Source organism: Peptoniphilus harei (genome assembly GCF_900454685.1).
GTDB classification, from domain to species: domain Bacteria; phylum Bacillota; class Clostridia; order Tissierellales; family Peptoniphilaceae; genus Peptoniphilus_A; species Peptoniphilus_A harei.
Genome location: NZ_UATM01000032.1, coordinates 1,392,488 through 1,418,941 on the forward strand (window position 1 = coordinate 1,392,488; position 26,454 = coordinate 1,418,941).

Genomic DNA, 26,454 nt, shown 5'->3' on the forward strand with positions numbered 1-26,454 from the left:
CTCCAAATACATCATTTCAAAAAATCCATCAACTTTATTACCAAATTTTCAATATATGGAGTTTCCATAAATTCCCCTAATTCTAAATGAAAACCATATCGTTCCATTAATGTATTAGATAGTTGTATCATATTTAAAGAATTCCCTCCTAGTTTAAAGAAGTTATCTTCTTTTTTTATTTCTTCAATTTTTAAAATTTCTTTCCAAATTTCTGATATAGAATAAAGTAGCTCAGTGTTCAATTTATCTTCTGTTTTCTTGTTTGATTTATGAATATCTTCATCAGGTTCATTATTTTGATAAACTGATAAGTCTTCTCTAATACATACATTATTTTCAGTATCTTTATTTTCCTTATAATTAATTTTAGTGGAAAACGCATTGGTATTATTTATTATAGTATCCAATAAGTTTCCATAAGACTCAAACATCCTATCTAGCAACTGTGCCGTAAATATTTCATCAATGGAATCCCAAATTATTTTTAATTTGCCGTCCATTTCCATAACTTGATGATCAAGCCAAACTTGTGGTGTTTGAGAAATACTATATACAAGTTCTCCTAGCCAAGCATCTTTCCTGCCTTCAGACAAACCTAATCCACTTGTAAATACTATAGGCATTAAAGAATATCTATTGTTAGAGTGTTTATTTCTTAATTCTCTTCCAAATTCTACAGCACTATATGAATTGTGTTTTGTATCTTCTAATAATTGTTTTTGCAACATTTTGGATTTTTCTAGCAATGAATCGCTAGTACAATTTTTTACTTCAAGAAATGTTAGGTTAGTAAAATCTCCTATGATTTTATTTATATCCGGATGAATTTGTTCCTTGTTAAACTGTGTAATATTTAATACAAATTCATCATTTAATGAATATTTCCTAATTATTTCAGAAAATAATGTTATTAATAAAATTGTCAATGTTATGTTATTTTCTCTTGCGATTCCTTTTAATTTATTCAATCCATAAGAATCAATGATTTTTTCTCTTCTATTAAAAGTTTGTTCTTCTATATCACTTTCTAACTTTGCTATTTCAAATTTAGGGGCTTCCAAAAATCCATTCAATCTATTCAGCCAATATTTTTTATCAACCTGATATTTAGATGTGTTTTTTACTTTTCTAATTTCTAAAACATAATCTCTAAATGAAACATCTGGTAATTCCTTATAAAAATTTTCTTCATTATATCTTAATTTCAATTCATCTAGAATGTAGAACATACTCCAACCGTCTAAAATAATATTATCTAAACTAATGTGGAGTCTGGATTTAATTTCATCTAAAATGCTAAGTTTGAAATTAAATATAGGCCATTTATCTATCTTTAATATTTCGTGAGACATAATATCTCTAGTCAATTTTAAAGCTTCCTCTTGTTCAACCTTATTAAGACATGATAAGTTATTAATATCTAACATAAATGGTGGAACTTTTTCCAATATCTGTTGTGTTCCATTGTTTAAAATTATCGCCCTTAACATAGAATGATACTTAATCATATCATTTATTATCTTTTGAAGTTTATTAGGCTCAATATTCAAACAATCTAATTCGAAGTAACAATGTGTTGCTACTGAACCTAAAGAATACATTTTGTTTCTTCCTATCCAATATGCAAATTGCACATCCGTTAATGGAAATGGCTCATTTATATTTTCAACATCAGGTATAATTTTTTGAAATGATAAATTTCTCTTTTTGTCAATTTTTTTAATATACTCTGAAAGTTCTCTCAAAACAGGATATTTGAAGATGTCTCCAATTGATATTTGTACACACAATTCTTTCTGTACTTCGGAAACAATTTTCGTCGCTGTAAGAGAATCTCCTCCTAATTGAAAATAATTAGAAGTCGATAATACATTCATATCATTTAAAATTTCTTTATAAATATTGACTAATTTCCTTGTAATTTCATCATACTTTTCTGTTTCATTTTTACCTTCAATACTTTTGCTATCATAACCAGAATCTTGATTATCATGTCCTTCTATCAATTTCCTTAATTCTTTTCTATCAATTTTACCATTTTTATTTAAAGGCATTTCTCCTACTATTACAAATTCAAATGGAATCATGTATTCAGGAAGCTTGTTCTTTAAAAATTTAATTAATTCATCTTGTTCAACATCTATTTTGTTATTTTTAAGAACATATATCATACTTCCCATTTTGTTAATTTCAGTCTCATTAGATAAATACTCAATTTTATATTTACAATTTTCACTTGCATTTTTAATGTTTTTAATATTTGGAATAATTTTTCCATTACGCTCTAACAAATCAAAATCAATAAAACCACGTTCTAATACAGATGCACTAATTTCTGGTAATAATAATTCATCATTTATTTCAGTTCCAATCACAACGCCCATAGGAGATAATATGGTTTTTATATTACGCAACATATCTGAAATATTATGAGAACGATGTAGCGAATTATATAATATGACAATATCAAATTTTTCCGTTTTAAAATTTTCCAAATACTTACTTGAAGAATTTATTTTTATAAACTCGAAACAAGTATATTTATTTTTTATGCCTTCAAACTCATTTGAAAAATATAGCGAAGTGTCGGTATAAACATATTTTTCGATTTTATCTTCAAAGTTTGTAATTATCTCTTCTGTTAATTCGCTATTTCTTCCACCTATTTCTAAAATCTTAAGCTTTTTATTTTTGCCATCAAATACCATCTTTATAATTTCAATAAGTTCATTTATATTTTCTTATAATTTTTCAGTTTTTTCAAAAGTCTGGAAGGACTAAGTTTAGATTCAGAAGCATAAAACACATCAACAGCTTGTTTCTTACCCTGTATAATATCTACCACATTATTTTTGAAATTATCTAGGTTGACTGTTGTGTCTAATGCTATATCTATTTTTTTAAATAAATAAATACCATCTTCTAAACTTATCATACTATGCTCTTGCAATAATAATAGCCATCTTTTTACGAGCAATTCGTATCCTATATCTATTTCTCCAAATTTCATTATTTCATCAAAAGAATACCTTTTTCCTTGACTAATACCCAAATCCATGAAAATAGAAAATATCAAACCTAAAACCATATTATTTTCACTATTTAGATACTCATCATAATCAATGTATTCAGATTTCAGTTTATTTATTTTTTCATTACTACTTAATCTAGTTAATGCATGATCCTTACTCTCATTACTTTCAATAAATGCGACCAATTGATTATTAGTGCCTATCTTAATAACATCAACAACAGCTTTATTAATTTTAGGATTTCCAATTAAAGCATCTTCAATTTCTCCAAGTTCTATTCGATGCCCTTTAACTTTTACCTGATTATCAAGCCTTCCTAAAAATTCAATAGTTCCATCATTCCATGTTCTTCCAGCATCTCCAGTTCTATACCATTTAACTCCATCCGATTCTACAAATTTCTTTTCTGTTAATTCCTTATCTCCCCTATATCCCTTTGCAACACCAACCCCACCAATTAACAATTCTCCTTTAACATAGTTAGGACATATTCTTCCTAAACCATCAACTACTCTATAGACTTGATTCTTTAACGCTTTTCCATACGGAATAGAAATCCAATTTTCAGGTATTTCTTTTGAAATATTGATATAGTTTGACCATATGGATGCCTCCGTTGCTCCTCCCATTCCAACTACAAGAGAATTTTTGCTTCTGTTATAAAATCTTTTAGGTAATGTTGTTGCAATCCAGTCTCCAGAAAGAAAAACTAATCTCAATGGAATAGAAACATCTTTACCCTCTGCCATAGTTACTAGCATATCAAAAAGAATTGGCACCGAATTCCACATTGTTACTTCATATTTTTCAATAAGTTTTAACCAAAGTTCCGGATCTTTGAAATTATTATCATCTAAAGTAATGATGGTTCCTCCAGCCGATAATATTCCAAAAATATCATAAACTGATAAATCAAAATCAATTGCTGATACCATTATTACGCTATCATTGGCATTTACTTCATATCTTTCATTTAAGTCATTGATTGTATTAACAGCACTATTGTGTGCAATTTCCACACCTTTAGGAATTCCCGTCGTTCCTGATGTCATAATTACATAGGCTGTATCAAACGGACTAATATTGACAGGTTTTTCAATTATACTTTGAATAGTTGATTGATCTATATCAACAAATGTGATATCTGTATCATCTAAATTAAAATCCCTTATTGTATTTTTATTGGATAAGACATGTTTTATTCCTATCTGTTCATATATTTTCCTTCTTCTTTCGTTGGGTTGATTAATACCGATAGGAACATATGCTGCGCCGGCAAATAAAATTCCTAAAATACCAACTATTTGACTATATCCCCTTGGCAATGTTATTCCCACGTAGTCATTCTTTTTTACTCCAAAAGAAATTAAATTTGTTGCAATAATTAACGCCTTTTTGTATAAATCTCCATAAGTTAATTCAATACCGGATTGTGCATCCACAATAGCAACTTTTTCCGGGTTTACTTTAATCCTATCAAGAAATTCTGTATAGAGAGTTTGTTTAGGGTAACTCATAGGCAAAATATTTTTTAATTCTTTTTCTCTATCTTCAATCTGATTCAACGGAAGAATTTCAGGCAATCTATACCAATTTTCATTATCACTTAATGATTGTAATAAAGTGTATAAAGAGTCGAACATATCATCAATCATTCCATCTGGATATAATTCATCAACCACATCCCAGCATAATACAATCTCATCATCTACTAAATAAGTTTGAAAATCGAGCCAAACTTGTGGAGTTTGTGATACCATATAGTTTATTTTCCCGAATATTTTTCTTGTTTCCTGAGTCTCTAAAGGATAATCTATATTACAAGCAAACACCACAGGTGCAATATTGATAGTTTTTCCAACTTCTTTATAAACATCTCTTTGTACCTGCACTCCAGAGTATGAGCTGTGAGAGGCATTTTCTAAAAATGTGCCAGATATAGTTTTCACTCTATCTAAAAATTTTTCATTCTTTCTTTCACACTCAACTAATAGAAGATTAGTAAAATCTGCAACCATTCTTTTAACACTATTATCATTTACATCTCTATTGAATAATGGCACATTGATCACAAATTTTTCTTGATTTGTCCATCTTTCAATAATCATTGAATATGCTGATAACAGAACCATTGATGGGGTAACTTTATTTTTATATGCATTTTCTTTAATCTTAATCCAGTTTTCTTTGCTAATAATTTTCTTTCTTCTTGAAAAAACCACTTTTTCAATCATTTCCGGTTTTTTGTTAATGGGTAAGTTAGGTGCCTCTAAAGGAAAACTGGATTCAATTTTTTTCTTCCAGAATTCCTTATCTTTTTTGTATATTTCGTCATCTATTTTTCGTTCCTCCAGATAATTTTTAAAAGTATAATTGCTATCTATTGAAACTTTATCTTCTCCGCAGTACAGCTCTACAAGTCTACTCATTATAATGCCTATGCTCATTATATCTGCAACTAGAATATCAATATCTAAAAATATTCTATGTTTTTTATCCTTTAGTAACGCAATGCTAAGGCTAGCTACTTCTCCAACTTCTATATCAAATTTTCTATGAGACATTTCTTTTCTCATTTCCAATAGTTTTATGTCTGCATCTTCTTCAGATAGTGAAGTATAATTAAAAATTTTAACTTCTTTTGAGTATGGTTCTTCCATAATTTGCTGAGTACCATTACGGTTAAATTTTGCTCTAAGCATTGGATTTTCCATTTGTAAACAGTTCCAAGCAGCAGTTAATTTATCTGTTACAATCTCTTGTCCATCAATTTCTAAGTATGCGTGACACCCAACACCACCTAGAACCTGATCTTCTTCTCTCCCTACAAAATAAGCATACTGTACATCCGTTAAAGGGAACTCTTCCGAAATATTCTTTTCTCTTGATTCAGTCTTTTTATCAATATTTTTAATATTTGCTTTTTCAATAAGTCTAATCCAATCTTCAAGTGTAGGATTTTCCATTAGTTTTGCAAACGATAATTTTATCCCTAATTTTTTAAGCTCTGAAACTATTTGCATGATTTGGATAGAGCCTAAACCCTTTTCAATCAAATTGTCTTTTCCTGAAGGTTTAAATCCATCTAAGTTTGCTTGTAACACTTCATCAAGAAGTCGTACTGCCTGTTGTCTAGTTTGATATGTTTCCATATTGTAGCCTCCTTATCTATTTAATCATTAGTTGTTTTAATTTACTTTTATCTACCTTTCCAACGCTTGTTAATGGCCATTGATCAACATACTGTACTTCATCCGGTAACTTAAAAGAAGCAAGTCCTCTTTCTACCAAGTAATTCCTTATATCTCTAAGTGTAAGAACAGCACTTCCCTTCAAAATAAATACACCTATTTTTTCTCCAAGCGTCTCATCGGGTATGCCAACAATTTGCACTTCTCTAATATTCTTATTTGTAAGCAAAATATTTTCCAACTCAGAAGGAACTATTTTTTCTCCAGCACGATTTATCATCTCCAACACACGACCAACAATTTTATAATTGTCTCCATATAACTTAGCGGCTCTATCTCCTGTTCTTAAAAAACATTCTTCTGTAAACTGAGTATCATTTAGTTTTGATGAATCATAATATTCCAAAATAGTATATGGTCCCCTAACTATTAGCTCTCCAAAATCTCCATCAGGAACCTCTTTCCCGTTTTCATCAACAATACGAGCTTCGTCAAACTCACTTAACTTCTTCCCTTGAGTATGTAATCTGTCATAATCATCGTCCAAAACCCTAGAGCAAGTAATCAACGACTCACTCATGCCATACAATTGCAATAATTTACAATTAAATTCTTCCTGAATCTTTTTTGCTAAGTTAGAATCAAGAACAGATCCACCTATCTGTATATACTTCAAACTGCTGATATCAGCATCATCATTTTTAAGATATTCTATACACATATTAGCTAAAGTAGGTACCAATGCCATAATGCTAACTTCCTGTTCCTCAATCAAAGGTATTATTTCATCAGGACTGGATACTCTACAAGTAACCACCTTACCACCTTTTGACAATGTCCCAATCATTCCCGGACAACAAAGTGCAAATTTATGGCTCATAGGTAAAGCTGCCAAATACACTGTATCTTCATTCATATCTGTTGCATTTGCCAGTTCTTTTGCTAAATATATAAATTCACAATGCCTATTAGGTATTAGTTTCGGAAAGCCTGTTGTTCCTCCTGACAATAAAAATATAGCAGTTTCCTTATAATCTAACTCTTTGGCAAATTTATTTTTTCTATTTTGTCTTAAAGCACATAATTTCTCATATTTCTCTGTTTCGCCAATCAAATAAACTTGTATATCTTCTTTCGTATCTTCTATAATATTAGACACCATATCTTCATATGAAAATCCTAAGTACCTGTTAATTCCAATATATGCTTTTGCATTTGTTTTATTTAAAATTCCCTTAACTTCAGAATATCTATGACCCATCAAGATAATTACAGGAATCACTCCTATACTCATCATTGCAAATAAAATTATAATGAATTCTTTACTATTAGGAAGTTGAAATAATACTTTATCTCCCTTACAGAATCCTTGATTTAAAAGTCCATTAGCATAACAATCCACTTCATCTTTAAGTTGTCTATATGTCAATTCTTCATTTTCATCTACAACTGCTACTCTATCGGCGTATGTATTTGACCACATTTTCAAATGTTCGCCAACAGTTAGATGCTCCCAAACATCTTTATCATAAAAGTTGATTAATTGTCTCTTAATCTCTAAATTCATAATATTTGCCCTACTTTTTTAATAGCATAACGCAAAAACAAATTTTTCTTTTTCAAAAATCAAAATCTCCTTTTGAATATTATTTTCTTTATCTATAACTTTCATTACATTATTATTTTTATTAATAACATCAACTGTTTCCAAATTTTGAATTAAACCGACTCCTTTATATTTTAAATAAGCTTCTTTAGAAACCCAATATTTGTAAAAGTCTTTCAAACCTAATATTTTTTCATTGTTAATAAAAAAATTATTCTTAATTTCACTATAATCTATATTTCTTTCTATATTTTCAATATCAACTCCTATATCATTTCTTGAGAAGGCTACTATTGAAAATCCTGTGGTATGTGATATATTAAAATGTAAATTCAAATGATTTCTAATATATGGTTTATTATATTTACCGTAACGCCATCTAATCTCTTCGCATTTTAGTTTCTCAATTTTAGAAAATAGCAAGTTTACTATTGCTTTTGTTACAGCATAATTAATTCTGTCACTTTCTTTTCTATACTTCCACATAATTTCAATTTGATCTTTACTTAAATATGGAATACATTCACTTATAATTCCGTAACTATTTGTCTCTACAGCAACTACTGCTATACAATCATCATGTATAAATTGAACTACCTCATTAATGTCAAATTTTGTTAGTTCTGTAATTTTAATTATTTTTAACGTTTTCATTAATATAGCTTTTTATTTCCCTTATAACCATATCAGTAGATGTATTTACAAACATATGCTTGCCATCTATATATTTATAGACGAATTCTTTTGTTGTATAATCTTGCCATTTTTTAAGTTCTTCTAATTTCATTTCTTGATCTTTATCTCCCATAAGGCCAAGTATGGGACTTTCTAATTTTTCATGTTTTGTATCTTGATAGTCTTCGTCTATTACAAAATCTGCTCTAAGTGTCGGTAAAAAAATTGAAATCAATTCTTTATTATCTAATATCTCTTTCGGGGTTCCCTCATATCTTCTTAGCCCTTCTATAAAACCTTCGTCATCAAGGTAATAGATTGGGTTTGGTTCTTTATACACTGGAGCACGTCCACCTGAAATTATTATTCCTCTTGGATTTTCATATCTTGAATTTTTGATCTTTAAGGCTATTTCATAAACTATTTTTGTTCCCATACTATGTCCAAATAAATAGTAAGGTTTTCCAAAATCAAAATTTTCTTCCATATCATTGAATAATGTTTCAACTAAAATATTAATATCACTTATAGCTTTTTCAGAAAATCTATTTTCTCTTCCTGGATATTGAGCAACAAATATCCTTACATCTTCAAATTCATATTTCCAATTTCTAAATGCAGATACTCCACCTCCTGCAAACGGAAATATAACAAGACTAGCTTTAATATTGTTTTCGTCTAATTCTTTATTTAGCATTTCAAAATTTTTTGACATAAATTCACCTTTTAATATATTTTTTGTTAGCAATAGCTAACTTTTATTCATTATATACCATTTGATAACATTTATCAATGAGTTTTTGAACTTTTTTGTAAAATAATTAAAAAAAATAGCATAAAAAACTTATTTAAAAGTTATCTATGCTATTAATTATAAGGTTTCATTAAAATGTTTTTTTAATTTTTTAAACGTTTCATCTGATATAACGTGTTCTATAAGACAAGCTTCACTTTCTGCTTGTTTAGGATTAACTCCAAGTTTAATGAATACGCTAGTAAGATACATATGTTTTTTATACATCTTTTCACAAAATTTTTTTGATTCTTCTGTTAAACGAATTATTTTATCATCTCCATAAGTTATCCTGCCTTTATTGTCAAGTTTTTTTAGCATTCTTGTAACCGTCGGTCTTTTGTAATCCAAATAGTTAGCAATGTCTATATTTCTAACCTCTTCATTTTCCAAAGATAAAATATATATGGCTTCTAAATAATTTTCTTCAGCAAATTCCCTGTGTAAAATAAATTACTCCCCCTCTTAAATTGTTATTAACTAATAATTTAATCAAATATCTTTAAATATGATAATTTAAAATATTTTTTAATATCATACATATTATTATAGTTGTAAAAGTATCTATTTCAAAGTAATTTTTTTAATTTTTTAAAATTTAAGTTATCATAAAATAGTGTATTATAGCAAAAATAGTAAAAATAGCAAAAATAGCAAGCACAGTAAGTGCATATGCACTTACTAAAAATGAAATAAGAATACTACGATCATATCGCTTATTTTTTCCATTTTACTTGTTGGGGAATATCCCCAAACCCCTAAATTTATAATAATTAAATTCAGCAACAAACGCTTATAATAGCTTCAACGTAAACTTGAATATTATCTCAAAAAATGATAAAATATAAGCAATAAAAAATTAAATCAGGAGATTTCCAGATGAAATATATAGAATAAATTAAACCTGTAAGTCAAGTTATCCTACTTGAATTTACAGGTTTTTCTTTTTTATTTCGATTAATAAATTTATTAGGAAGAGGAACTTCAAGGAAGTTTACTACGAGCTCTATATATACAATTATTATCCCACAAGAAAGATGGATTGAGAACAAAATGTAGTATTTTATTACTACAACTATAATATACGAGGAGGTTAAATTATGACAAGTAGATTTAGGAATAACGGAATCTATTTAATGTTATCTGATGAGGAGTTAGAATTGCTAAATGAAAAATATAAAGCATCTAAGTGTAAAACTCTTAGACAATTTATTATGAAATGTATTTTAGAAAAGGATATTTATGTACTAGATATGGATGTCTTTCGTGAAATGTCAACAAATATAAGTCGTACTTCAAATAATATAAATCAAATTGCTAAAAGGATAAATACTACATCAATTATATATAAAGATGATGTAGAAGATTTAAAAAGCTTATTAGAAAATCAAGCGAAAGATATTTTCTCTATGCGTAAAAAAATATACTCTCTTACTAATTCTAATAGCATAAATACTGAGAAAAAATAATGGCAATTACTAAAATTCATCCTATAAAATCCACTTTAAAAATAGCACTTGATTATATTATGAATAGTGATAAAACAGATGGAAAAATTCTAATTTCCTCCCTAAACTGTAACCCTATAACTGCTCATTTAGAATTTGAACAAACAAAAATAGAATGTAATTCTAAAGCAAAAGTTTTGGCAAGACATTTAATTCAATCTTTTTTCCCCGGAGAAACTACTGCTGAAGAGGCTCATCAAATAGGAATAGAACTATGCGAAAAAATCTTAAAAGGAAAGTATGAATATGTTCTTACTACCCATATAGATAAGGGACATATTCACAACCATATACTATTTAATAATGTTTCTTTTGAGACTGGTAAAGCATATCAAAGTAACAAAAAAACTTATCACCAAATTAGAAATCATAGTGATAATTTATGTAGAAAGTATAAGCTATCAGTTATAGATGAAGATTATGTAAAATTTAAGGAAAAGTATAAAACCAATGGTAAATCCTATAAAGAATATATTGAATTTAAGAAAGGAAAATCTTGGAAACATAAACTTCAAATCGCTATTGATCATACAATTAATAAAGCAAATAGCTATGAGAATTTCTTAAAGCTTATGGAAGAATATGGCTATGAAATTAAACTTGGAAAATATCTTTCTTTCAGGCATAAAAAACAAGGAGAAAAAGGGCGATTCATTCGTGCGAGGGAAACTACTCTTGGAAAAGATTATACAAAAGAGAAAATAAAAGAGAGAATTGAAAATAAGGTAAATGAAAATTACAAAAATAACAAAATTTGTTATGATGAAAAATCTTATAAGAAATTTGATAATATAATAGACATAGAAAGTAATGAAAAGGTTAAATCTTCTAAAGGTTATGAAATATGGGCAAGAAAACATAATATGAATACTATGGCGAATACCTTAAATCAGCTTAGAAAATACGGTCTATCATCTAGTATGGATTTGGAAACTAAACTCCAAGAAGAGGCTGTTAATAGGCAAGAAATCCTAAATAAGATTAAAGATGTTGAAAAAGTTATGAGCGAAATTTACGCAGCTATTGAAGGCATTAACACTATAAAAATAAATAAGGTTATCTATAAAACCTATAAAGAAAATCCAAATGATAAAGATTTTTATAGTGAATATAAGCCTCAAATTATCGCATATGAAAAAGCAATAAATGCTTTAGAAAAGTGTCAATATAAAAATCTAAGTATAAAAGAGTTGTCAAAATTATATGATGAATACAAAAATAAAAAAGATATTCTTATGGATGACTACGCCAACGAGAATATATTGATAAATGAATTGACTCAATTAAGAAAGAATACTGATAAGTATATTTATAATGAATTGTATAAGTAAGGATCTGGTGTATCAGCTTCTTCGGATAGATTTTGAGCTGATATTTTTTCAATATAACCCATCATTTTTCCTTAAAGACAACCAATAAAAAAATATAGGAGGCAGACTAAAACCTGCCCCCTATAATCTTTTACCTTTCTATGCTATTATCCTTTTTCTTATTTTCATCCACTTTCATATCCCCTTTAGTCTTAAATTCCTTTAATTTCCCTATTGTTGATGCTTTTGCTTTTGTATGCTCTTTAGCTTTTAATAACTTTGCAGAGTATACTTTTAGACTTGTGTATTCCTTATTATCCTTTCCCATACTTTTCTTTTCTTTTCCAAATAGGTGTACAAAATCTCCTTTTTTCAAATTTTTTACTTGATTGATTTTGTCATTATAGGCGTAGCAGCTGATGAATTTTGCATTTCCTTCCTTGTCATTTTCAGCAATAGAAAAGGAGGCTACTTTAAAGTCCCTCCCATCTTTCGATTTTAAATCTTTAATTTCTATATCAGTTGCTATATTTCCATCTATATTTACTGTATCCTTTTCTTTATTATCTATATCTTTCATCTCTTTATCTCCTTGTTCTTGATTAGCTTCTAAATTTTCTTTTAACTCTTCTTCGTCTATATATTCAATAAACTTTTCATCAATAAGACCCATAACTGAATCGTTCATATAATTATCATAGGCATTATTAAGAACATTTTCATTTTCTACTCCTGTTTCAAGAGATATAATACCTTTTACAAATTCTTTATGATTATATTCTGCTAAAAAATCTATTGTATTTTTCATGCTTTCAAAATTTGTATTTTCCATATTTGCTATTGTTTTTATATCACTTGCGTATCTAACAGAATTCCATTCATACTTTCCACTTTCTTTATTAAACTCTACTCCTGTGGCTAAAATAAATTGATTTCCGTCAAATAAGGTAGCTTGATTATCTTTCACATCCAATACCATAGTGTCTCCAAATTCAGTTTCAATTACATTTCCCTTTTTTATATTCATTTTTATTCCTCCATTTCTATTTTTCTCTCTCTTATCTGTTAAATCTTTTATTTCTTCTTCCTTTCCATCACTAATAATAAATTGTTTTATTTCTTCAACTGTTGGATCATCGATTGTAGTCTGAATAAGTTCAACTAATTTATCTTCTGAAGTGGCAAAATTTTTAATTCCATATTCAACTATATTGTTAATTATTCTCTGAGTAGCACCATCAAAAGAAAAATTTTCTCGAATAAATTCATTAAAGCTATATCTATCAAATTCCATATTCTTTTTCCTCTAATAATCTCATTTAAAGCTTTATCTGCCACATGGTTCACTATTATTTATTTCTTTTATATTATTATTTACTGCTAAATTCCCCTTATATTCCTTTAATTTATCCATAATAGATGTTTTTTCTTTCCTTTCAAAATCCCCTATTTCCTGAACTTTACTATCTCTAAAGTCAGCATCATTTCTATCTATTATTCCATCTAAATCCATATCTTTAGATAATGGGTCATAGAAGTTGCCATCATCATCTATTTCAAATCCCATTACTTCTCTCAGTTTTTCTTCATTTACTGATACAAGCTCACTAAAATTCCAAAAGCCAATAGATGTCTTTATCTGTACTAGCTCTTTTAAATCACTTGCATCTAAGGGATCATAGGTGTATTGAAAGCTGTCAATTAGGTTCTTATCTACATAGGTGTTCATCTTGTAATTTATTAAATCTAAACTTACCTGTATTTCATGTTTTTCATCTGGTGTAGTTGTATAAGCTATTCCTATATCTGTTAAGTCAGGAAATATAGTATCAAAGTCCTCTAACCTGTTTTCTTCATCATATTCTCTGTTAAGGAAGTCTATCAATTCTTCCTTTACTTCTTCTAGTAATGGATTATCTTGGCTTATATCTTCACTTTTTCCCATATCTAGTAAATTATTTACTTCTGCAAGTCTTAGTGTCTTATCCTTTAAAAGTTCAGCTTGTGGAAATGTCTTTTGTATTTCAATTTTAGCTGTTTGAAATTGCTCTTCTGTATCTTTTAGTTTTGAAATTGTATTTTCTAATCTTTCTGGTAATTTATCTAATACATTATCCATTCTTGTTATATTACCTATTTCATCTGTTCCAAACTCTCCTCTATATTCTCCCTTACCTTTTAATATAAAGTTATATTTATTGAAAAAAGAATCATATTTTATGGATAAATCAAAATTTCTATATTCACCTATTTTTTCTCCATCTTTATCCATTTCCCTATATATTTTAACTCCCTTAATTTTGTTCAACAAAAACTCTCCAGCTATTTTCTTATCTATATACTTCTTTCCGTCAATAATTAGAGAGGTAAATTTATTATCTTCTTTTAAATTTTTATCTACTTCTCTATAAGGCTCAACATTTTTAATATCTTCCTTTAAGTTCTCTATCCTTTCTTTTAATCTTTCTATTTCCTTTGGATAAAATTTAACTACTTTATCTTCCAGCTTGTAAAGATTTGATTTAAAATTGGACTCTAGCATTTTAAGTTTAGAAACTTCAACATCAAGGTCCATCTTCTCCTTTATTAATGGATTTCCTGTTGCAAGAGCTTTGATTTCGGCATAGTTTAATGTGGCTTCGTCTACATCTTCTGCAACTCTTACAGGTGTCTTTGAAGTCATAATTTGAGAAATATATTTTTGTTTATTCTCTAAGGTTTGGAAAAGATAGGCATCAAAAGTATTTTCTGTTACATATCTAAATATATGGACTTCCTTATTCTCATTTCCCTGCCTCACAATCCTTCCTGCCCTTTGAGAAAGATCAGCCGGTCTCCATGGTATATCAAGATCGTGGATTGCAATTAGCTTGTCTTGAGCATTAGTACCTGCTCCCATTTTCTGTGTTGAACCAAGTAAGACTCTTATTTCTCCCTTTCTTACCTTATCAAAGATAGCATCTTTTTCCATATTGTTTTTTGCCTTATGAATAAATTCTATTTCATTTTCAGGTACTCCCATATCTATAAGTTTTGTTTTAATATCATCATAGATATTAAAATCACTACTTGGTGTAGACATATCACAAAATATTAATTGAGCAGATTTTTTATCTTTATATTTATCCCAAATGCTAAATACATTTTTTATACAGGTATTTACCTTACTATTAGGATCATCAGGAAGTAAAGGATTGATTAATCTTTGATCTAACGCCATCTTCTTCCCATCATTTGTTATTAATAGCATATTATCAACACTTGAATCTACCTGCTTATCACGAACCTTATCTGCTCTCTCGGAAAAAGTTTCAAGAATTTCTTTTTGTTCTTCGGTAGGCTTTGTTTTTATAGTTTCATAATGGGCAATTGGTGTAGGAAGATTTAAAACATCAGCTGTTTTAATATCCATAAATCCTTTTACAGTATTCATAAGTTCAGGAAGATTATAAAATTTTGCAAATCTGGTTTTGCTCCTATAACCATTACCCTCAGGATTTAATTCTATTGCCGTTATTGTTTCTCCAAAAGTAGACGCCCAAGAATCGAAATGTTGCAATTTCATCTTTTTTAATTCATCATACTGTAAATATCTCTGCATAGTATAAAGTTCAGCCATACTGTTGCTTACTGGTGTACCTGTGGCAAATACTAATCCTTTATTATTAGTTATTTCATCCATATAGCGGCATTTCATAAGCATATCTGATGATTTTTGTGAATCTGTAGAAGTAATTCCTGCTACATTCCTCATTTTAGAAAATAGATAGAGGTTTTTGTAGGCATGGGCTTCATCTACAAATAACTTATCTACTCCCAGTTCCTCAAAGGTTACAACGTCATCTTTCTTATAATCAGCATTTAGTTTTTCTAACTTTGTCTCTAATTTTTTCTTTGTTTTTTCTAATTGCTTTACAGTAAATCTTTGATCCCTTTCTCTCTTATATTCATCTATATAGTCAATGATTTCATCAATTTGACCTTGCAATTCATATTCTTGTCTTTCTTTTGATATAGGAATTTTTTCAAATTGACTGTGCCCTATAATAACAGCATCAAAACTTCCTGTAGCAATACGACTACAAAATCTTTTTCTTCTATCTGGTGTAAAATCTTTTTCTGTAGCACATAATACATTAGCTCCTGGATAAAGTTCATTAAATTCTCTTCCAAATTGCTCTACAATGTGGTTAGGAACAACAAACATTGACTTATTACTCATACCAAGTCTTTTTGACTCCATGGCTATACCTATCATTTCAAAGGTTTTTCCTGCTCCTACTTCATGGGCAAGTAAAGTATTTCCACCAAACAAACCTCTTGCTATGGCATCTTTTTGATGTGCTCTTAATTCTATTTCAGGATTCATTCCTTCAAAAGTAAGATTAGATCCATCATATTCCCTTTGTCTTATGGAATTGAATCTTTCGTTATAATCTTCTACTAATCTATTTCTTCTTTCCACATCATCAAATATCCAGCTTTTAAATTCTTCTTTTATCATCTCTTGCTTACTTCTTGCAAGCATTGTTTCTTTTTGATTAAGCACAGATTTTTTCTTTCCATCACTGTCTTCTACTTGGTCAAATACCTTAGTATCTCTTAAATTTAAAGTATCTTCTATCAATTTGTAGGCATTTACCCTATTTGTACCATAGGTAAAAGAAGCAAGGTCATTGTCCCTATCAGAGCTTTTTCCTTCAACTCTATATTCTCCTGTAAAGTCAGAATACTTAATATCTATATTCCACCTTGATGAAACTGGTGTTTTCAACAAATCAAACATAAATTTTTTGTAATCTTGTTCCGGTATCCATGTTGCACCCATTCTAACTGTAATCTCACTTGCATCTAGTGCTTTAGGCATTACTTCCACTAGCTTTGCTTTTTGAAAATGTAACTCTTCTAATTCTTTTTTTAAGAGTTTACTATCCTCTAGATTTTCTTCCTTTCCTAACTCTTTTTCGATGTTTTTAATATAAGAGTCTACAACTTCAATTTTATCTCTTATATTTCCTGACAAGTATTCATCAGCACTTACGTAAGGTCTTGAAAAATCTCCTAGCTCATTAGCAGACTTAAATGGATTTATATCATTAGGTTCAAAGGAATCTAAATTTAAAAATATTTCTCCCTTTAATTCTTCTATTAATTTATCTCTTGTTTTTCCTGTCAATTCTTCCATATAATCAAAATTTATTTTACCTTTTTGACTAATAGAGAGTACCAGAGCATCTATTGCCCTATCTGTATGATCTATTATTACAGCTTTTTTTATAGTTCTCTTGTTAAAGATGTCAGATTTTCCTATAAAGTTGCCTTCTTTATCTAATTTTTCCAAAGTTGAAATTAAAGAAAAATTGGCATCTTCTCTAAATAACTTTTTATTGGTTTTTGAATTTAGTCTTCCATGTTTGCTATTGAAATCATCGTAGAATTTATTTAGATTTTCTTGTTCTTTTTTTATCTCTTCATCTGAATAGTCTTCTCTTTGATAGGTTATAACTTTCCTTAGACTTTCATTTAATCTTAAATATTTTTTTACCTTATCTTTATCCTTTTGGTTTAAGGATATTCTTTGCATAATTGAATTTTCTCTAAAATATATTTCATCATCCACTAAAGCAAAAGAATAGTTTTTAACACTATCATCAGCTGGTATTGTTTCTTCTCCTAAATCATCATTTATTTGAGCTTCTTCATACCTACCTTGGATATTTTTAATGGCTTTTTTTAGTCCTTCTTCTAAAGAAATATCTTTATTTTCAATACATGCAAGGCTTGTCCCAAATCTTGACGGTATTTCTTCCATAGTCCCTATTACCATCTGAGGATTATCTACAAAGTATTTATTATATATTAGTCCTTTTGCATCTTTGTCTAGCTTTATCCAGTCTTCATCTATCTTTAATAGCCTATTTCTCTTTTTTAAAAAGATTATATCTGAAGTTACTTCTGTTCCAGCTACCCCTTTAAATGTAGTATTTGGTAGTCTTATTGCTCCTAAGAACTCTGCTCTTTCCGATATATATCTTCTAACATCTTCACTTTTTTTATCCATTGTTCCTGAAGATGTTATAAATGCAATGATGCCTCCATCCCTAACCTTATCTAAAGTTTTAGCAAAAAAATAATCGTGAATTAGAAAGTTATTTCTTTCATACTCACGATCTGCTACTTTAAATTCTCCAAAAGGAATATTTCCTATGGCCACATCAAATAGGTTATTAGAAAAATTGGTTTCTTCAAATCCTTTTATTTGTATATTGGAATTAGGGTAAAGTTCTTTGGCAATTTGTCCACTAATCCTATCTAATTCAACTCCATAAAAGTTTGACTCTTTCATTTCTTCAGGTAGATTTCCTATAAATCTCCCTGTCCCAGCACTTGGTTCTAATATATTTCCTTTTTCAAAGCCAAGATTAGAAAGACTTTCATAGATAGAGTCTATAACTACTTTCGGCGTATAAAAAGCTGTTAGGGTTGATCCTCTTGCCCTATTATATTCTTCCCCAGTTAGATTTTCTTTTAAAAAATTTCTTGCATCAAGCCATTGACCTTCCTTTTCTTCATCAAATACATCAGAAAGTCCTCCCCAGCCGATATATTTTGCCAAAATTTCCTGTTCATCTTTTCTTACACTTCTATTTTCTTTTTCTAAAGCCTTTAAGACATTTATAGCTTCAATGTTGTTTTTTAATCTCTGTGAAGGTGGTAGGTTTTCTTCTTCATTAATAATTTTATAGTTTTCTAAAGAAACTTCAGAAACCCCTTCTGTATTTTCTCTATCAGTCTTTTTGTCTTTTTTAACTTTTTCTTCGTTATTATTGTCAATATCTTCAAAGCTGATTTGTTCTACTAGTTCCTCTTTATCAATAGATTGTTTTTCTTTTTCGCTAGATTTATATACTTCTAAATCAAGATTTTTGTAGTCATTAAAAAGAATTGTTTCGCTTCCGGTAATAAAACCATTCATTAGTCCTGTGCTATCTTCTAATTCTATAGTTTTAGGACTTGTATTATCGTTAATGGCGGTTATAGTGTATTCTTTTCCTTTGTATCTAACACTCATACCTTCTTTAAATGGATTTTCTTCTTGCCTTGTTCTATCATTTTCTATTTGCTGATTTAAATATCCATTTAAAAGCACTTCTCTATGTTTGTCATCAAGTAAATAAGGTAAGTTACTTAATATGTCCTTATAACTTTTATATTTTATAGCTTGATTAGAATTTAAAATATATCCATTGTATCGTAAATTTTGTCTTAGAGTTTTTTCTTTTATATCTAAGATTAGCTCTACATCAAAGCCTTCTTTTCCATCGATTGTCTCCTTAATACTATCTGGGATTTTTAATAGTCCTTCTTCTATTTTCTTTGATAGTAGTAAGTATTCTTCATTTTGAGGATCAAAATAGTATTCTCTTTTTTCTTTGATATCCTTATCTATTAACATGGAAAGAACTTGTTTCTTATCTCTTATTTCTTCAATTTTGGATTTTTCTTCTTGCGATAAATTTATATTAAAAGTGATTTTATTTTCTTCATTTATATGTGCTAAATTTTGATATGCTCCATTGATTTCAAGATTTTTATTAAAAACATATATATCATTATAATAATCTGGAAATTGCTGATTAAAGCTTTGAACATCTATATCATAGCCTTCCTCAAATTTTGTAACTTTATCATCAGTAATTTCAAATAAACCTTCCCTTTCCAATTCTAATACATCATTTAAATTTGTAAGATTTGCTTCTTTCATTTTGGCAGTAATTTCATCAAACAAACTGTCTATTTTTTTGCTATCTTCAAAAGATTTCCCTTTATATAAAGTATAGATCTTTCCTTGTGAGTTTTCCTTTCTTGGATAAACTCTAATTCCTGTTTCTTCTAATTCTATATCCTTTGTTTTATATTTATCTACTAAAGCATAATAAAATCCTACTTTTACTGCTATTTTATCTTCTACAATCTCTTTTGTTAATTTTTCTTCTACTTCATTTCTTAATACTTCTAAAGCTTTTAAATCGCTTTCTTTAAAGGAATGTGAGAATAGTTTTAAGTCCTTATCAAAATAGGCATCATATGAATAATATATTATTTGATTATGGTTATTATCATATCCACTGGAAATATCTTTTATTTTTAAATATTTATTATCCTCTGTTCTAACTATATCTCCCACTTTTATAGAGAGTATCTCCTTATCATCTTCTATATTGTTTTCATGTGAATTATTTAAATATTCTCTATATCTATTTTCTATTCTAATAGCTAATTCTTTAACCTTATCTATTGCCTTCATATCATCCGGAAGATTTCCCTGTTTATCGGCAACTTCTCTCATGATTTTTACATATTCTCTTTGGAATACAGAGTTAAAACTTGCTAAGGTATTATTTCCTAAGTTTTCTCTTGCCTTTATAATTTCATTTTCTAAAACTTTATCCTTAACTAATACATCAAAAATTCTATCTTCAATTTGATTTATTGAAATTATTTTTTCATCTATCTTATTTCCTTCTATAGTTTGATTAAGTTCTATCTGACTTTTTCCTATTTGTTCATAAAGAAATTCAAAGTCTCTTTGGTTGATCTCATTTCCATCACCTATGTCTATCTTATAGTGATCAACTATTTTCCCATCTACTATATGGTTAAAATAGAATTTGGAATACCCCTCCCACTTATCAGTCATCTGCCCATATTCATCTTCTCCTAAGGTCTTATTATGAAGTCTTATCTTTTCATCTATTTCCCTTATTTCATCTAATAGTTCTTTAGTCAGCCTTTGTCCTGCATAATCTTTTTCTATTAGACTTGAACCCTCATTAAACTCAATTATCCAATAATCATCTTTTCTATGGCTATCTAAATCAAAACCTATATTCTCTTTATTTTTATTAGGATAAAATTCCTTAAATTCTTCAAAACCATTTACTATATCATCATCTATAACTTCTTTGTTAGAATTAACTACAATATTTGGAATATCATCATATCGACTTTGACTTTCTAAAAGGTAATATTCTCTTCCTTCTATTTCTTCCTTTTCTTTAATATAAAAAGTGTCATGTATTCCCTCAAGAATAATTCCATCGTCTAACTGGTCTAATGGTATATCTAATTGTTTTTCAAAGGCTATGGAATATATTTCTTCTTTTAAAAAGTTTGGCATAAATTCATCATAAATGATAAGTTTTCCATCATCACCTATACTTGCTACAGACTGTCCTTGATAATAATATATAGAACTATTATTTGTTCTTTCTATATATACATCATTATCAGTTGGAGGCAAATCATCTTGATAATTTATATACTCCTGGCTTTCTTTTTCTGTTTTATTTATTTCCTGATCTGTTTTTTTCTTCCTATTTTCTTCAAAACTTTCTTCATCTATATATCTATTCTTTTTAATAAGGTCATTAATTCTTCTTGCAACATTAGACCAAGATAGTAGTATTTCTTTTGCATTACCTTTATTATATTTTATTCCCTTCGCATCGTGCCACTCACCACTTTCTCTTGCAGCAGATAGTGCATGAGAACTTCCACCTACGCCATATTCATTTTTCAAGAAATCTGCTTGTTCTTTTAAATCATGCTTTTCAGTAAAAAATTCATATATTCTTTTCTTTCCATCAGAAAACCCGCTTCCTCTTTTTAGGCTTTCATCTATTTCATCTTGTGTTATAAAACTCTGAATAGGTGCAATATCCTTTAAATTTGACCTATATAATTTTCTTTCTATTTCTAAATCATTGATATCATTATAGATTTTAGATAATTTATAATGATGAAATCTTAAAATATCAGGATTAATCTTATATTCTTCTAAAAATACCTCGTATTCTTTTCTGAGTTTATTTATAAAATTTTTATCTTCAAGTTTTTTCCCGAGATTTTCTTTTTCATCTGGGAAGCCTCTTCCTTTTATATCATTAAGAATCGCTAAATATCTATCCTTAGTTTCATCAGTAAGATCTCTCTTTAAATACAATAATTTTTCTGCTATTTTTTCTCTTTCATATGTCGCACTTTCTACAATCTCAACATTGCTAGCAAATTCTCCTCTATCTAATAAATTATTAATATTATTAGCTAAATCTTTCCAAGAAACTATTTGCCCTTCTCTATATCTTGCCTCATCTCCATCTTTTAAAATTGCTCCTTCCTTTCCAAACCATGCAGATATCTTTCTTCCTTCAATTTCAAGACCATTGGCTCCCCTATATATTTCTTTCAAAAAGTTTGCCTGTTCTTCTAAAGATTTACCCTTAGAAAATTCTGCTATTACTGCTAATCTTCCATCTTCATGATTTCCTCCATGTATTAAAAATGTATCTATTTCTCTTTGACTTATTGGATTTGAGAAGGATATTTGCTCTCCATGATTTTTAGCAGAAAAAAAGGAAGTAGACTCTACTTCCTCATTTTTTTAGATTAGGATTATCTCCCTTTCCCCTATTTCTTGTAGGGTCATATCCATGTTCTTCTTCAATCTCAGATATTTCAGATAGTCCTCTTCTTTCAGTTCTTCTGTCAGACCCCAAGTTTCCATCATTTTGACTTCTTCCCTCGTGATAAAGTCCTCTATCTCTTTTTCCTTTGATAGAAGATGATCCATCAATGTCCCTTGCAAATACATTATCTGATAATCCTCTTCTTTGTTCTCCTTGAGAAAGTTCAATCTCATCCTTCCCCATCTGTTGAGTTTCTTTAAATCTATTTCCTTGGGAATTGCCATATTGGGTATTAGGACTTCCATGCCTTCCTCCAATTCTTCCATCTTGTATGTCCCTCCCTGTCTCTCGAAGGAATTCTCCTTGACGATTGGTGTGTAAATCCCCTCCTCCATGAGGTATTCCTTGCCTGCCAATGTTAATTTCTCTTTCATCTTCCAAGCCTCCTTTAAAATTTATTTCACCGTTTATATCAGAACTTAATTTATTATAACGCTCCTTAAGCTCTTTTGTCTGCTCCAAATCTTTTCTTTCTTGAATTTTCTCTAAAATTTCTAATCTTTTTATTTCACTTCCCAAATCAAGTAAGATATTTTTACTTATATTAGCACTTATACTTAATACTTTGTCTATGTCCGAACTTGATATTTTAGACAGTAAAGATAAGTTTTCTTCTTTTAGCTGATATGAGACCTCCATTCTCTCGCTTATAGAAATTTTTACGGATTCTTTTAACAAATTAAAAAGGTCTACCTTTTGAATGCTTTTTAAACTTTCATCAGATAGACTTTCTAAAATTTTATTGAATTTTCCTCTAACATTACTTTCTACTAAGGCAGCAATTTTATCTTCTTGGCTTAATAGAAGCTTACTATCTTTTTCTTTAAACTTATCTATCATTTCATCTAGTAAGTTTAAATGCTTTTTGCTATCATATTTCCATAACTTTACCTCAGAAATATTATGATTAATACTTACTGTTTGCCTTATGTCGAAGATATATTTTATCCTTCCACTATCTATATCTAAAAGTGGTATTCCTTTTTCGCCTCTTTTAACGCTTCTACCTATACTTTTCCAATAATCAAATTCTGCACAGGCTGTTGCTTTTGGATCCATATTGTATATAGATATTTGATGTATATATGGATACTTATAGTTATTGCCTGATACCTTTAAATATTCCTCATATTTTTTTATATCTTTCTTAAATTCTTCTTTTGCAAGATAGATTGATCTGCTTAAATCTACTATATCATATCTTGGCATTTTATCCCTCCTCATTATAGTGATAAAAATGAACTAAATTTTTATATATTTATTTATTAAACTTTATTTCTTTCTATTTTTTAAATTTCTGTAAGCAAAAGATAACTTTAAAATGTCATTTACGCTATCTTTTTATTGCAATAAAAAAACGATTGAAATTTTTTACTTTTCAAATCGCTCTAACTGCCTTTATTCTATTGCTTCCAATCCAACATTGCCTTTTCTAACTTTGAAAAATTGCAATTTGCTCTTCTTATAATTCCTGTTTTCTTTTGATTTTTGTATATTTTTTCTACCTTTATCAAGATCTTTGTTTTTATTTTTAAACAAAAAGCATATTCTTTTTGAAATAAGTCTTTATATCTGATATCTTCAAGTTCGTTAAAATCAATTCTTTCATAACAATCAGTCGGTACAGGAATCATTTTCTTAATATCCAATATAGATAATATGTGAATTTTTTCTTTATCAGAATAATATCTGTAAATATCTCCATCTATAGTAATACTATCATCGATCACTTCATAAATTAAAAAATGCTCATCAGAAACATTCTTTCATTTTTTGCGTTTTCCTTTGCAGAAGAAATTGGAATAAAAAAATAGAAAGGTTTTAACCTCTCTGTTTGCTTTAATATTTTACCTTTGGGATGTAGGTAGTGATACACCTTCTTTAATGCTCCACCTTTAACGGTAGCGGGACACCATCTTTATCTGATAAGAGTATAACGTATATTTATAGTAATGTCAAATAAGCAAATTTCCTAATGCCTACTCTTTTATCACTTATATTATACCCTATTTCTTTCATAAATCATTCCTTTCTTCATTCCTATAATTATATTCAAGTTTTTATAATCAATTTACTTATAATATTTACCTATAGTATTTTCTATTTCTTCTTCAATTTCTTTTAAAAAATTCTCTTTATATTCCTTACCCTTTGCTATATCACTTAATCTCATTTCCCATTTTGCTGTTGTCTTTGGAGATTTAAACTCATCTATAACTATAGTCACTAGGTTTAATCCCTTTCTAGTTGATATTAGATTTTTCTTTTCTCTTTTTATATAACCTTTGTATATCAAATTTTCTATTATTCCCGCTCTTGTAGCAGGAGTACCAAGTCCTTTTCTCTCAACTTCAACATCCTTAACTAATTCATCATTCCCAGCTATTTCCATTGCTTTTAAGAGTGTGTCTTCAGTGAAGTGTTTAGGTGGATTTGTATACTTCTCTTTTATATCTTTATTTTCAATATATAAAAAATCTCCTATTTTTACATCAGGAAGTTGTATATCTTCTTTCTTCTTTGATTTATATTCTTCTAAATATTTTGTAAATCCTTCTTCAGCAATTATTTTATAAGTGTTTATAAATTCAAACCCGTCAAATTCAGCCACTATCTTTGTTGTATTTTCTACAAGAGGATATCCAAAACTTGCATAGAGTTTATTTGTTATAAGTCTATATACTTTGGCTTCACTTTCCGGAAGATTTGAAATATCCTTATTTAATGAACTTATCGTTGGAATTATTGCATGATGATCTGTAACTTTTTCAGAATTAAAAACTACCTTAATTCTTTCTGTGTCAAAATCATTTTTCCCTATAATATTATTTACAGTGCTTTCTATCATGTCTACTGTCAAATATCTTGAATCTGTTCGTGGATAGGTAATATACTTCTTTTCATACAGGCTTTGGGCATAATCTAGGGTTTGTTTTGCACTGTATCCAAAATACTTATTACATTCTCTTTGAAGTGTTGTTAGATCAAAGGGCAGATTAGGCTTTGTAATCTTTTCTTTTTTAATTACATCGGTTATTTCAATTTTTTCTCCGATTAAATTTTTAAGCTGCTCTGCCACTATCTTGTCATCAATTCTATCTGTCGACAGTGTAAATCCATTCATAGAAATCTCCACTGTATAATATTTTTCTTTTTTAAAACTATTTATCTCATCATCTCTATTCACAATCATTGATAAAGTTGGTGTTTGTACTCTGCCTACACTATAATTTTCATTATATAGACAGGAGTAAAGTCTACTTATGTTCATTCCAACAAGCCAATCAGCTATGGCACGAGCCTTAGCTGAATCAAAAAGATTATCATAATTACTTCCATCTTTTAAGTTGCTAAATCCTTCTTTTATGGAAGAGTCTTCCATTGAGGAAATCCAAAGACGTTTCATTTTCTTCTTACAATTTGCCATCATATATACAAGTCTAAAGATAGCTTCTCCTTCTCTACCAGCATCACAAGCATTAATAATGGTGTCAACTTCATTACTATTCATTAGTCTTTTAAGAATATTAAACTGTTTTTTAGTTGTCTTCGTTACCTCATACTTGTATTCTTTTGGGATAATAGGTAAATCTTCAATTCTCCACTTCTTATATCTTTCATCATACACATCAGGATTTGCCATTTGTACTAAATGCCCAACACACCATGAAACAATGTATCCATTCCCCTCATAATATCCATTATTTCTATTTTTTGCTCCTATAACTTTTGCTATTGATGCTGCAACACTTGGTTTTTCTGCGATTACTAATTTCATTTTTCCTCCTTTAATTTTTTAATAAAAAAATG

The 26,454-nt window shown here is 28.6% G+C and carries 13 protein-coding genes; 2 read left to right on the forward strand and 11 right to left on the reverse strand.

Going from position 1 to position 26,454, the window contains the following annotated elements:
- Positions 1 to 11: 11 nt before the first annotated feature.
- From DRZ96_RS11750 to DRZ96_RS08070, 6 genes are all read right to left on the reverse strand, one after another.
- A complete protein-coding gene (locus DRZ96_RS11750; RefSeq protein ID WP_256584826.1) occupies positions 12 to 2,708 on the reverse strand; it encodes a condensation domain-containing protein in 2,697 nt (898 codons plus the stop codon).
- 23 nt (positions 2,709 to 2,731) lie between these two features.
- The gene (locus tag DRZ96_RS11755; RefSeq protein WP_256584827.1) at positions 2,732 to 6,184 is read right to left on the reverse strand and encodes an amino acid adenylation domain-containing protein; all 3,453 of its coding nucleotides are present in this window, start codon (positions 6,182 to 6,184) and stop codon (positions 2,732 to 2,734) included.
- Between the two features lie 16 nt (positions 6,185 to 6,200).
- A complete protein-coding gene (locus tag DRZ96_RS08055) occupies positions 6,201 to 7,790 on the reverse strand; it encodes an AMP-binding protein (RefSeq protein WP_036764337.1) in 1,590 nt (529 codons plus the stop codon).
- 18 nt (positions 7,791 to 7,808) lie between these two features.
- Positions 7,809 to 8,483, reverse strand: coding sequence for a 4'-phosphopantetheinyl transferase family protein (locus tag DRZ96_RS08060; RefSeq protein WP_036764335.1), 675 nt, complete (start codon positions 8,481 to 8,483; stop codon positions 7,809 to 7,811).
- Positions 8,461 to 9,219, reverse strand: coding sequence for a thioesterase II family protein (locus tag DRZ96_RS08065; RefSeq protein ID WP_036764333.1), 759 nt, complete (start codon positions 9,217 to 9,219; stop codon positions 8,461 to 8,463). The genes DRZ96_RS08060 and DRZ96_RS08065 overlap by 23 nt, the downstream gene beginning before the upstream one ends.
- A 156-nt stretch (positions 9,220 to 9,375) precedes the next feature.
- Positions 9,376 to 9,747 carry a metal-dependent transcriptional regulator gene (locus DRZ96_RS08070; RefSeq protein WP_084572474.1) on the reverse strand — a complete coding sequence of 124 codons (372 nt, stop codon included), beginning with the start codon at positions 9,745 to 9,747 and terminating at the stop codon, positions 9,376 to 9,378.
- Between the two features lie 650 nt (positions 9,748 to 10,397).
- Here DRZ96_RS08070 and DRZ96_RS08080 point away from each other — a divergent pair.
- Positions 10,398 to 10,766, forward strand: a complete 369-nt coding sequence (locus DRZ96_RS08080) for a plasmid mobilization protein (RefSeq protein WP_002838925.1) — start codon at positions 10,398 to 10,400, stop codon at positions 10,764 to 10,766.
- The gene (locus DRZ96_RS08085) at positions 10,766 to 12,136 is read left to right on the forward strand and encodes a relaxase/mobilization nuclease domain-containing protein (protein WP_070737653.1); all 1,371 of its coding nucleotides are present in this window, start codon (positions 10,766 to 10,768) and stop codon (positions 12,134 to 12,136) included. Before DRZ96_RS08080 ends, DRZ96_RS08085 begins: the two co-directional genes overlap by 1 nt.
- Before the next feature lie 130 nt (positions 12,137 to 12,266).
- On the opposite strand, the gene DRZ96_RS08090 is transcribed toward DRZ96_RS08085, so the two are convergent.
- From DRZ96_RS08090 to DRZ96_RS08105, 5 genes are all read right to left on the reverse strand, one after another.
- Entirely contained in the window at positions 12,267 to 13,409 is a 1,143-nt protein-coding gene (locus DRZ96_RS08090; RefSeq protein WP_040397451.1) for a single-stranded DNA-binding protein, read from the reverse strand.
- A 33-nt stretch (positions 13,410 to 13,442) separates the two neighbouring features.
- Positions 13,443 to 22,367, reverse strand: coding sequence for an SNF2-related protein (locus DRZ96_RS08095; protein WP_407673036.1), 8,925 nt, complete (start codon positions 22,365 to 22,367; stop codon positions 13,443 to 13,445).
- 192 nt (positions 22,368 to 22,559) lie between these two features.
- Positions 22,560 to 23,018, reverse strand: coding sequence for a TnpV protein (locus DRZ96_RS12325; protein WP_079392108.1), 459 nt, complete (start codon positions 23,016 to 23,018; stop codon positions 22,560 to 22,562).
- A gap of 1,029 nt (positions 23,019 to 24,047) precedes the next feature.
- Positions 24,048 to 24,374 (reverse strand): type III toxin-antitoxin system ToxN/AbiQ family toxin, encoded by a 327-nt coding sequence (locus tag DRZ96_RS08100; protein WP_081695903.1) that lies wholly within the window; start codon positions 24,372 to 24,374, stop codon positions 24,048 to 24,050.
- 341 nt (positions 24,375 to 24,715) lie between these two features.
- A complete protein-coding gene (locus tag DRZ96_RS08105; protein WP_070737662.1) occupies positions 24,716 to 26,422 on the reverse strand; it encodes a DNA topoisomerase 3 in 1,707 nt (568 codons plus the stop codon).
- Positions 26,423 to 26,454: the final 32 nt, after the last annotated feature.

Excerpts from the sequence above, each read along its gene's own strand:
- DRZ96_RS11750 (WP_256584826.1), bottom strand. The coding sequence starts at position 2,708 with ATGGTATTTGATGGCAAAAATAAAAAGCTTAAGATTTTAGAAATAGGT.
- DRZ96_RS11755 (WP_256584827.1), bottom strand. The coding sequence starts at position 6,184 with ATGGAAACATATCAAACTAGACAACAGGCAGTACGACTTCTTGATGAA.
- DRZ96_RS08055 (WP_036764337.1), bottom strand. The coding sequence starts at position 7,790 with ATGAATTTAGAGATTAAGAGACAATTAATCAACTTTTATGATAAAGAT.
- DRZ96_RS08060 (WP_036764335.1), bottom strand. The coding sequence starts at position 8,483 with ATGAAAACGTTAAAAATAATTAAAATTACAGAACTAACAAAATTTGAC.
- DRZ96_RS08065 (WP_036764333.1), bottom strand. The coding sequence starts at position 9,219 with ATGTCAAAAAATTTTGAAATGCTAAATAAAGAATTAGACGAAAACAAT.
- DRZ96_RS08080 (WP_002838925.1), top strand. The coding sequence starts at position 10,398 with ATGACAAGTAGATTTAGGAATAACGGAATCTATTTAATGTTATCTGAT.
- DRZ96_RS08085 (WP_070737653.1), top strand. The coding sequence starts at position 10,766 with ATGGCAATTACTAAAATTCATCCTATAAAATCCACTTTAAAAATAGCA.
- DRZ96_RS08090 (WP_040397451.1), bottom strand. The coding sequence starts at position 13,409 with ATGGAATTTGATAGATATAGCTTTAATGAATTTATTCGAGAAAATTTT.
- DRZ96_RS12325 (WP_079392108.1), bottom strand. The coding sequence starts at position 23,018 with ATGAAAGAGAAATTAACATTGGCAGGCAAGGAATACCTCATGGAGGAG.
- DRZ96_RS08105 (WP_070737662.1), bottom strand. The coding sequence starts at position 26,422 with ATGAAATTAGTAATCGCAGAAAAACCAAGTGTTGCAGCATCAATAGCA.